Annotated in this window: 5 protein-coding genes and 1 pseudogene; 2 read left to right on the top strand and 4 right to left on the bottom strand. The window is 69.3% G+C overall.

Going from position 1 to position 8,262, the window contains the following annotated elements:
- Nucleotides 1-250: 250 nt before the first annotated feature.
- Nucleotides 251-1,267: pseudogene (locus tag JTN19_RS20065) on the top strand (chemotaxis protein CheB); the annotation flags it as partial.
- 31 nt (nt 1,268-1,298) lie between these two features.
- Entirely contained in the window at nt 1,299-3,422 is a 2,124-nt protein-coding gene (locus tag JTN19_RS20340) for a CheR family methyltransferase (protein ID WP_206930940.1), read from the top strand.
- Nucleotides 3,423-3,532: 110 nt separating this feature from the next.
- On the opposite strand, the gene JTN19_RS05635 is transcribed toward JTN19_RS20340, so the two are convergent.
- From JTN19_RS05635 to yidC, 4 genes are all read right to left on the bottom strand, one after another.
- A complete protein-coding gene (locus tag JTN19_RS05635) occupies nt 3,533-4,633 on the bottom strand; it encodes a response regulator (RefSeq protein ID WP_206930939.1) in 1,101 nt (366 codons plus the stop codon).
- 167 nt (nt 4,634-4,800) lie between these two features.
- Nucleotides 4,801-5,685 carry an acetylglutamate kinase gene (gene argB / locus JTN19_RS05630; protein WP_206930938.1) on the bottom strand — a complete coding sequence of 295 codons (885 nt, stop codon included), beginning with the start codon at nt 5,683-5,685 and terminating at the stop codon, nt 4,801-4,803.
- Nucleotides 5,686-5,737: 52 nt separating this feature from the next.
- Nucleotides 5,738-6,406 (bottom strand): ribosome biogenesis GTP-binding protein YihA/YsxC, encoded by a 669-nt coding sequence (yihA, locus tag JTN19_RS05625; protein WP_206930937.1) that lies wholly within the window; start codon nt 6,404-6,406, stop codon nt 5,738-5,740.
- Nucleotides 6,403-8,262, bottom strand: a complete 1,860-nt coding sequence (gene yidC / locus JTN19_RS05620; RefSeq protein WP_206930936.1) for a membrane protein insertase YidC — start codon at nt 8,260-8,262, stop codon at nt 6,403-6,405. The genes yihA and yidC overlap by 4 nt, the downstream gene beginning before the upstream one ends.

Here is an 8,262-nt window from a genome sequence, read left to right as displayed (position 1 = left end):
AAGAGTAGTGTTTTCTGGAGACGACCTGCTCTGGCGGCCCCGGGCGCCAGCATGACTCCGCCCTTGCTGAGTCGATGGGACACGCCTCCGGCCACCCAGGCGGCCTTCCCTTGCCGCAACGTCCAACATCATTCATGTCATTCATTTACAAGGGCTTCCAACTTCAAGGTACTTATTATTTTAAAAATTACGGGAGTTTTCTGCAAAAATTACATTTCCAAATGGTCGGGATTGATCTAATACTATCCGTATGGTCAATGGTTCTGTCGAAAAACCTTCCGTTGTTGGAGGGATTGGTGCGTCGGCGGGCGGGGTTGAGGCGCTGCGAACCCTCTTTCAGCAGGCACAACCCGGCGGCGGCATCGCCTACATCGTCCTGCTTCACCTAGCTCCGAACCGCGGCAGCGAGTTGACGGAGATCCTGGCCCGCGAATGCGCCCTGCCAGTGACCACCGCGGAAGATGGGGCGAGCCTCGAAGCGGACCATGTCTATGTGATTCCGCCGGGGGTCTTCGCCACCGTGGCCGAGGGCAAGCTGGTGCTGACCCTCGCTGAGCGCACCCACCGCGATCCCCGCTCCATCGACGTGCTGTTTTCCTCCCTGGCCGATGCGTTCAACGAGCGCGCGGTCGGCGTGATCCTATCGGGCTTCGGCCATGACGGGACCATCGGCATCAAGGCCATCAAGGAGCATGGCGGGCTCACCGTGGCGCAAGGCAGCAACGGAACGAGCCCCGGGCACAGCAGCATGCCCGACAGCGCCATCGCGGGTGGGCAGGTCGACCTCGTGGTGCCCGCCGGCGACATCCCGCGCAAGCTGGCCGACTATGCCGCCAGCCTCGACAACTTCGGTGGCTTCGCCACCGACGCCACCGACGGCACCGCCCATGAAGGCGGGCAGCAGGCGCGGCTGGACGCGGCCCGGGGCACCATCTGCGGCATCCTGCGCCAGGAGGTCGGCCACGATTTCTCGGGCTACAAGTCCAGGACGTTCCTGCGCCGGGTCCACCGGCGCATGCAGGTTTTGCACCTGGCCTCGCTCGACGCCTACATCGGCCACCTGCGCGCGAATCACGACGAGGCCGTCGCCCTGCTGGGCGACCTGCTGATCAGCGTGACCGCCTTCTTTCGCGACGAGGACACCTTCGCAACCCTGGCGGCGCAGGCCATTCCGAGCCTTTTCGCCGGCAAGGGCGCCGAGGACATGGTGCGCGTCTGGGTGCCCGGCTGCGCCACCGGGGAAGAGTCCTTCTCGCTCGCCATGCTGCTCTGCGAACACGCCGGTGCGCGGGGGGGGGATGCCGCAACTGCGAATCTTCGCGACCGACATCGACGAGGCCGCGCTGGGGGTGGCCCGCGCCGGTCGCTATCCGATGTCGGTGCTCCAGCATGTCTCACCCGCGCGGCTCCAGCGCTTCTTCGTCGGCGAGGGGCTGATGCGCACCGTCACGAAGGAACTGCGCGACATCTGCGTCTTCTCCTCGCACAGCCTGATCCGGGACCCGCCCTTCTCGCGCCTGGACCTGATCTCCTGCCGTAACCTTCTGATCTACCTGGACGCGCGGGCACAGCGGGAGGTGTTCCCCCTGTTTCACTTCGCGCTGCGGCCGGGCGGGCACCTTCTGCTCGGCAGCGCCGAGAGCGCCGTGCAGTTCGCCGACCTGTTCACGCCCCTCGACAAGCACCACCGCATCTACCGCCGCCGCGACGATGTGGTTCCCGCGCCGCGCTTCCCTGTCCCGCGCGGGCTGCTGGAGGCGCGCGGCCTGTCCTCCCTTTCCGGCGCGCGGGCGCCGGCCGCGCCACGCACGGCGCGCCAGGCGGCCGAGGCCATCGTGCTGGACCGCTTCGCCCCGGCCCATGTGGTCGTGAACCGCGACGGGGCGGTGGTGCACTACTCCGCCCATACCGGCCCCTACCTTGAGGCCGCGCCCGGGGAACCCACCCGCAGCATACTGGCCCTCGCCCGTCCGGGGCTGCGCCTGGATATCCGCCTGGCTCTGGAGGAGGTGCTGCGAACCCGCCGCGCCGTCACCCGCACCGGGACGGCGATGACCGGGGGCGAGGATGCCAGGCCCGTCACCCTCACGATCACCCCGCTGCCGGAGACGGACCCCGCGGAGCCCCTCTTCCTGGTTGTCTTCATCGAGACCCCGGCGACCGAGACAGCCGTCACGGCCACACCGGCGCCGAAGCCGGGCGAGGCACTGGCCCTGCTGGCCGAGCAGGACCTGCGCGACACGCGCGAGCGCCTGCAGGCCGTCATCGAGGAGTACGAGACGGCGGTGGCCGAGCTGCGTGCGGGCAATGAGGAACTCGTGTCCGTCAACGAGGAGCTGCAATCCGCGAACGAGGAGCTGGAGACCTCCAAGGAGGAGCAGCAGTCGGTCAACGAGGAGCTCCAGCTTCTCAACCAGGAACTGAAGGCCAAGGTCGAGCAGCTCGATCGCGCCATCGCTGACCTGAACAACCTGTTCGCCGCCACGCAGGTCGCGACCGTCACGCTCGACCGCGACCTCACCATCCGCAGTTTCACCCCGGCGATCGCCGGCGTATTCAACCTCCTGCCGACCGACCTGGCGCGGCCGCTGGCCGATATCGCGGGCTCGATCGACACCGACGAAATCCTGCGCGAGGCGCGCGAGGTGCTGGCCAGCGGCAGGCCCATCGAACATCGGGTGGACCGCCGGGACGGCTCGGCGCAATTCCTCCTGCGCCTCGTTCCCTATCTGGTGGCAAATGGCGTGGTGGACGGCGTGCTGGCCGCCTTCGTGGACGTGACGCAACTGGTCCACGTGACGCGCGAGGGCGATCAGCAGCGCCTGCTGGTGGCCGAATTGAACCACCGCGTGGGCAACATCCTCAACGTCGTCATCGCGCTGACCCGGCAGACGCTGCACGACGACGCGCCCATCGCGGCGGCGCGGGATGCCCTCGTGGGCCGAATGGCAGCCCTGACGCGGGCCTATCAGCTGATCGCGCGGGAATCCTGGCGGGAGACGCTGTTGGCCGATGTCATCACCGAGCAGTTGGGCCCGCACCTGTCCACGCCGGCGCGAGGCATCGTCAACGGCCCCGCCATATGGTTGCAGCCTTCCGCCGCGGTGGCGTTCGGGCTGGTGATCCACGAACTCGCGACCAATGCCGTGAAGTACGGGGCCCTGTCCAACACGACGGGCACGGTGACCATATCTTGGGTCGTGGCCGGCACGACGAGCCAGCCCTGCCTTGACGTTCAGTGGCAGGAAGCGGGTGGACCTGCCCCGGAGGTGTCCCGGTTGCCTGGCTTTGGCACCCAGCTTCTCGAGGGGCAGGTGGCGCACGGGCTGGGCGGCACGCTGGAGAAGGGCTTCGCCCCTGAGGGCATCGCCATCCGGATCAGCGTGCCACTCGGCCCGCACCAAGGGCAGCGCCTGGGCTGAGCCGCGCCGTCGCGTTCCCTCGTGTCCCGCATCTTTGCGGATGTGGCCCTTCAACTGGGTCGGCGGCGCGGCACAGGCGAGCGCAGGCGCCGCGCGACTTCCCCCAGCACCTACCCCTCCGGATAGGCGGCGCGAAGGCGGTCCAGCAGGTCGGCCACTTGGCGGCGGGCGTCGGGGTGATTGTCGCGCAGCGCGCGCATGGCGGTGCGGGCCTCCTCCACGAAGCCCGTCCCGCCCAGATGGCCCACGGTGCCCGCGATGGCGTGGACGGGGCCAAGAAGCGGCAGATCCTCCGCCAAGGCGGCGTCCAGCTCGTGCAGGCGCGTGGCGAGTTCGCAACGGAAGAGGGGCCGCAGCGCCTCCTCCTCCGGCTGGTCACCCTGGCCGAGGGCCAGCACGATGCCGCGCATCAGGCCCACCCGCTCCACAGGTTTGGGCACATGGCCTGTCATGCCGGCCGCGTGGCAGGCGGCGATGTCCTCGGGGAAGCTGCTGGCGGTGACGGGAATGACGGGCACCTGGGCCAGCGCCCCGGGCAGGGCGCGGATGCGGCGCGTGCATTCCAACCCGTCCATGCCCGGCATCACCACATCCATCAGCACGGCGTCGAAGGGCTGCCCGGCGGCGGCGGCGGCGGTGAGGGCCTCCAGCGCCGCGGGGCCGTCCGTGACGGTCTCCAGCGTGAAGCCCGTCGTGGAGAGCAGTGCGCGCAGGACGGAGAGGTTGGCCGGCGAATCATCCACCCCCAGAAGCCGGAGCCGCCCGCCTGGCCAAGGCGCCGCGGCCGGCTGAGGCAGGGGCAAGGGCATCGGTGCCGGGGGCAGCACGGGCGGCGGTGCGGGGGAGGGCACCTCGCTGTAGAGCCCCAGGCGGAAGCCGCCCGGCAGCATCGCCGTGCTGGCCAACACCCAGCGCCCATCGGGCAGTGGCTGCGGCGTGGGGCCGGGCTGGGGGGGCGGGCCGCTGAGAAGGGCGACATAGCGGCGATTGCAGCGCAGCAGGCGCCCCTCCGCATCCCAGAGGGCCAGGGCATGCGGGCTGGTTTCAAAGCCGGCCACAACAGGAAGATAGTCGGGGGAGGAGGGGCCGGGCCGGGATGGGGGCCGCGTCCAGGCGAGGGCCAGCCCCATGCCCATCGCCATGCCGACGACCAGCAGGCCGGCGGCTTGCAAAATCCAGCCCGGTTGCTCCAGCAGGTCGTGCGACATCATGTGCCGCCGGCACCAGCGAAGGCGCAAGGCTTCGTCAGTCTGGTGCGTCGGCGGTGCAACATCCGGTTCCTGCGGCGCCTGGCGGGCCGCCAGGGCACGGCCACCCCTATGGCGACCGTGCCCTGCCAGAATGTCAGCCGCGGGTTAAGCCTTCCCGAACGCCCGCCTCAGGGCCGGATCAGCGTGCCGGCGCCACCATCGGTCAGCAGCTCGCGCAGCACGGCGTGGGGCAGGCGGCCATCCAGGATGACGGCGCCCTTCACCCCGGCCTCGACGGCATGGATGCACGTCTCGACCTTGGGGATCATGCCCCCCGCGATCCAGCCGGCCGCGATGCCGGCGCGCGCCTCGGCCACCGTCATTTCGGGGATGAAGTTCTTGTTCGCGTCCATCACGCCGGCGACGTCGGTCAGCATCAGCATCCGTTCGGCCCTGAGCGCGCCCGCGATGGCGCCCGAGACCGTGTCGGCGTTGATGTTGTAGGTCTGCCCGTCCGCCCCCACGCCCACGGGCGCGATGACGGGGACGATGTCCGCATGGATCAGCAGTTCGAGGACGCGGGTGTCCACGCTTTCGGGCTCGCCCACCAGGCCAAGGTCCAGCACCTGCTCGATGTTGGAGCCGGGGTCCTTCACCGTGCGGGTGGCCTTCCGCGCCCGCACCAGCCCGCCATCCTTGCCCGAGATGCCCACCGCCATGCATCCCGCCCGCGTGATGGCGGAGGCGAGCTGCTTGTTGACGGTGCCGGCCAGGACCATCTCGACCACCTCGACCATCTGCGCGTCGGTCACGCGCAGGCCCTGGACGAAGGTGGATTTCACCCCCAGGCGCGACAGCATGGCGTTGATCTGCGGGCCGCCGCCATGCACCACTACGGGGTTCACGCCCACCTGCTCCAGCAGGGCGATGTCGCGGCCGAAGCGGTCGGCGGCGTGCTCCTCGCCCATGGCGTGGCCGCCATACTTCACCACGACGATCTGGTCGTCATAGCGCTTCAGGTAGGGCAGCGCGCCGATCAGGGTCTGCATCTGGGTGAGCGCGTCATCGGCCATCTGGCATTCCTCGAAACCTTGCCCGCGCCTATCCGGCGCGGGGCGCGATCCGTCAAGCGAGGGCGGCGAGTTCCGCGCGCAGCTCTTCCATGCCGCGGCCGGTGCGGCTGCTGGTGACCAGCACCAGCGGGTGGCCGGCGGGGTGCTTGCGGGCGAGCGCCTGGACCTCGGCCTCGCGCGCCGCCAGCGCGGTGGGCTTCACGTCATCGGCCTTGGTCAGCACCAGCTGGAAGGCGACGGCGGCCTTGTCGAGCAGGTCCATGACCGCGTGGTCGGAGGCCTTGGTCTCGATCCGCGCGTCCAGCAGCAGCAGCACGCGACGGAGGTTGGGCCGGCCGCGCAGGTAGTTGAACATGAGGCCCTGCCAATCCTCCTTCACCGACTTGGCGGCCTTGGCGAAGCCGTAGCCCGGCATGTCCACCAGGGTGAGGCGGCCGTCGAGGGTGAAGAAGTTCAGCTGCTTGGTGCGCCCGGGCGTGTGGGAGACGCGGGCCAGCGCGTTCTGCCCCGTCAGCGCGTTCATCAGCGACGACTTGCCGACGTTGGAACGCCCTGCCAGCGCCACCTCCACGCCTTCCGGCGGGGGCAGGTGGTCCAGCGCCTGGGCGGCGGTGAAGAAGGTGCAGGGCCGGGCGAAGAGCAGGCGCCCGGCCTCGATGAGGGCGGCGCGCTCCTCCTCGTCGCGCGCCTCCAGCAAGCCGCCGGCGGGAAGTTCGGTCACTTCTTCGCCGCGGCCGGGCCGGCCAGCTTGCCGCCGCCCTTGGGGGCCGGCGGTGCGCCACCCGTGCCGCCTTGCGCGGGCGGCTTGGCCGCCTGGGCCTTGGCGTCGAGCCGCATGATGTACCACTGCTGCGCGATGGAGAGCAGGTTGTTCCAGGTCCAGTAGATGACCAGGCCCGCGGGGAAGCTCGCCAGCATGAAGGTGAAGATCACCGGCAGCCAGGCGAAGATCTTCTGCTGGATCGGGTCGGGCGGCTGCGGGTTCAGCTTCTGCTGGATGAACATCGTCAGCCCCATCAGGATCGCCCAGATCGGCAGATGGAGGAACAGCGGCGGATCCCAGGGAATCAGCCCGAACAGGGTGAAGGCGTTGGTCGGGTCCATGTCCGAAAGGTCACGGATCCAGCCGAAGAAGGGCGCGTGGCGCATCTCGATGGTGACGAAGAGCACCTTGTACAGCGCGAAGAAGACGGGAATCTGCACCAGGATGGGCAGGCAGCCCGAGGCGGGATTGATCTTCTCGCTCTTGTAGAGCGCCATCATCTCCGCCTGCATCTTCTGCGGATCGTCTTTGTAGCGCTCGCGGATTTCCTGCATCTTCGGCGCCACCAGCCGCATGCGGCTCATGGACTTGTAGGCCTTGTTGGCCAGCGGGAAGAACAGGATCTTGAGCGCCAGCGTGAAGATCAGGATGGCCACGCCGAAATTGCCGGTCAGGATGAACAGATAGTCCAGCGCGTAGAAGAACGGCTTGGTGATGAAGTAGAACCAGCCGAAATCGATCGCCTTGTCGAAATCCTGGATGTGCAGCCGGTCGCGGTAATCGTCCAGCAGGCGCACCTCCTTCGCGCCGGCGAAGAGGCGGCTGCCAAAGCCCGCACTTTGCCCGGGCGCGATGAGCTGCGGCGCGGCGGGCGCGATGTCCACCTGCCAGCGGTCCACCCCGGCATCGGGGATGTGGCGGAAGGCGCTGCGGATGCGCTCATTGCGGTCGAGGCGGGTCAGCGCCGTCAGCCAGTACTTGTCCGACAGGCCGGCCCAGCCCTCGGCGGCCTCGTTCTCCCAGGCTGAGCCGAGGGCGCGGCGCGAATTCCCCTCGTCACGGCCGGTGCTGTAGGTCATTTCCGTCAGGCGGCCATCCTGCACGGCGATGAAGCCCTCATGCAGGATGAAGAAGCCCTGCACCTGGGGCGTGCGCTCGCGGCGGATGCGGGCCCAGGGCAGCACGGTCACGGCCTCGGCGGAGGTGTTCTCCACCGATTGCCGCACCTCGAACATGTAGTTCGCGTCCAGCGAGACCACCGCCTGGAAGATCTGGCCCTGGCCATTGTCCCAGCGGAAGGTCACGGGGCTGTTGGGGCCGAGGGGCCCGCCCGTCACCGTCCAGTCGGTGTCGTTGTTGGGAACCGGCGTGCGGCCATCGGCCTGGGTCCAGCCCCATTGCGCGAAATAGCCCTCGGGCCGGCCGCGCGGGGCCAGCAGGGTGACGTTCGGGCTGTTGGGCTCCACCGTCTCGCGGTAGTCGCGCAGGGTCAGCTGGTCGAGCGAGAGGCCGCGGGCCGTAAGGGCGCCCTGCACGCGGGTGTTCTCCACCTGCACGCGCTGCGCCGGGATGGCGGGCGGCGCGGCGGTGACGGCGGTCTCACCAGGACCGGCCGCTTGCGGCGCGCCAGGCGCCGCACCCGGCGCCACTTGGGGCGTGGCGGGCGCGGGCACGGCCGGCAGCGGCACATCGGCCTGCTGCGTGGCCACCGGCCGCGGCGGCGGCACCGGGGCATTGCCGCGGTTCCACATCTCGAAGAGCAGCAGGATGCCGACGGAAAGGGCGATGGCCGCCAGGAGGCGCTTCTGGTCCAT

Source organism: Roseococcus thiosulfatophilus (assembly GCF_017311575.1).
Lineage (GTDB): Bacteria > Pseudomonadota > Alphaproteobacteria > Acetobacterales > Acetobacteraceae > Roseococcus > Roseococcus thiosulfatophilus.
The sequence above is the reverse complement of the archived record's forward strand: the minus strand, read 5'-3'. Positions and strand labels throughout refer to the sequence as shown.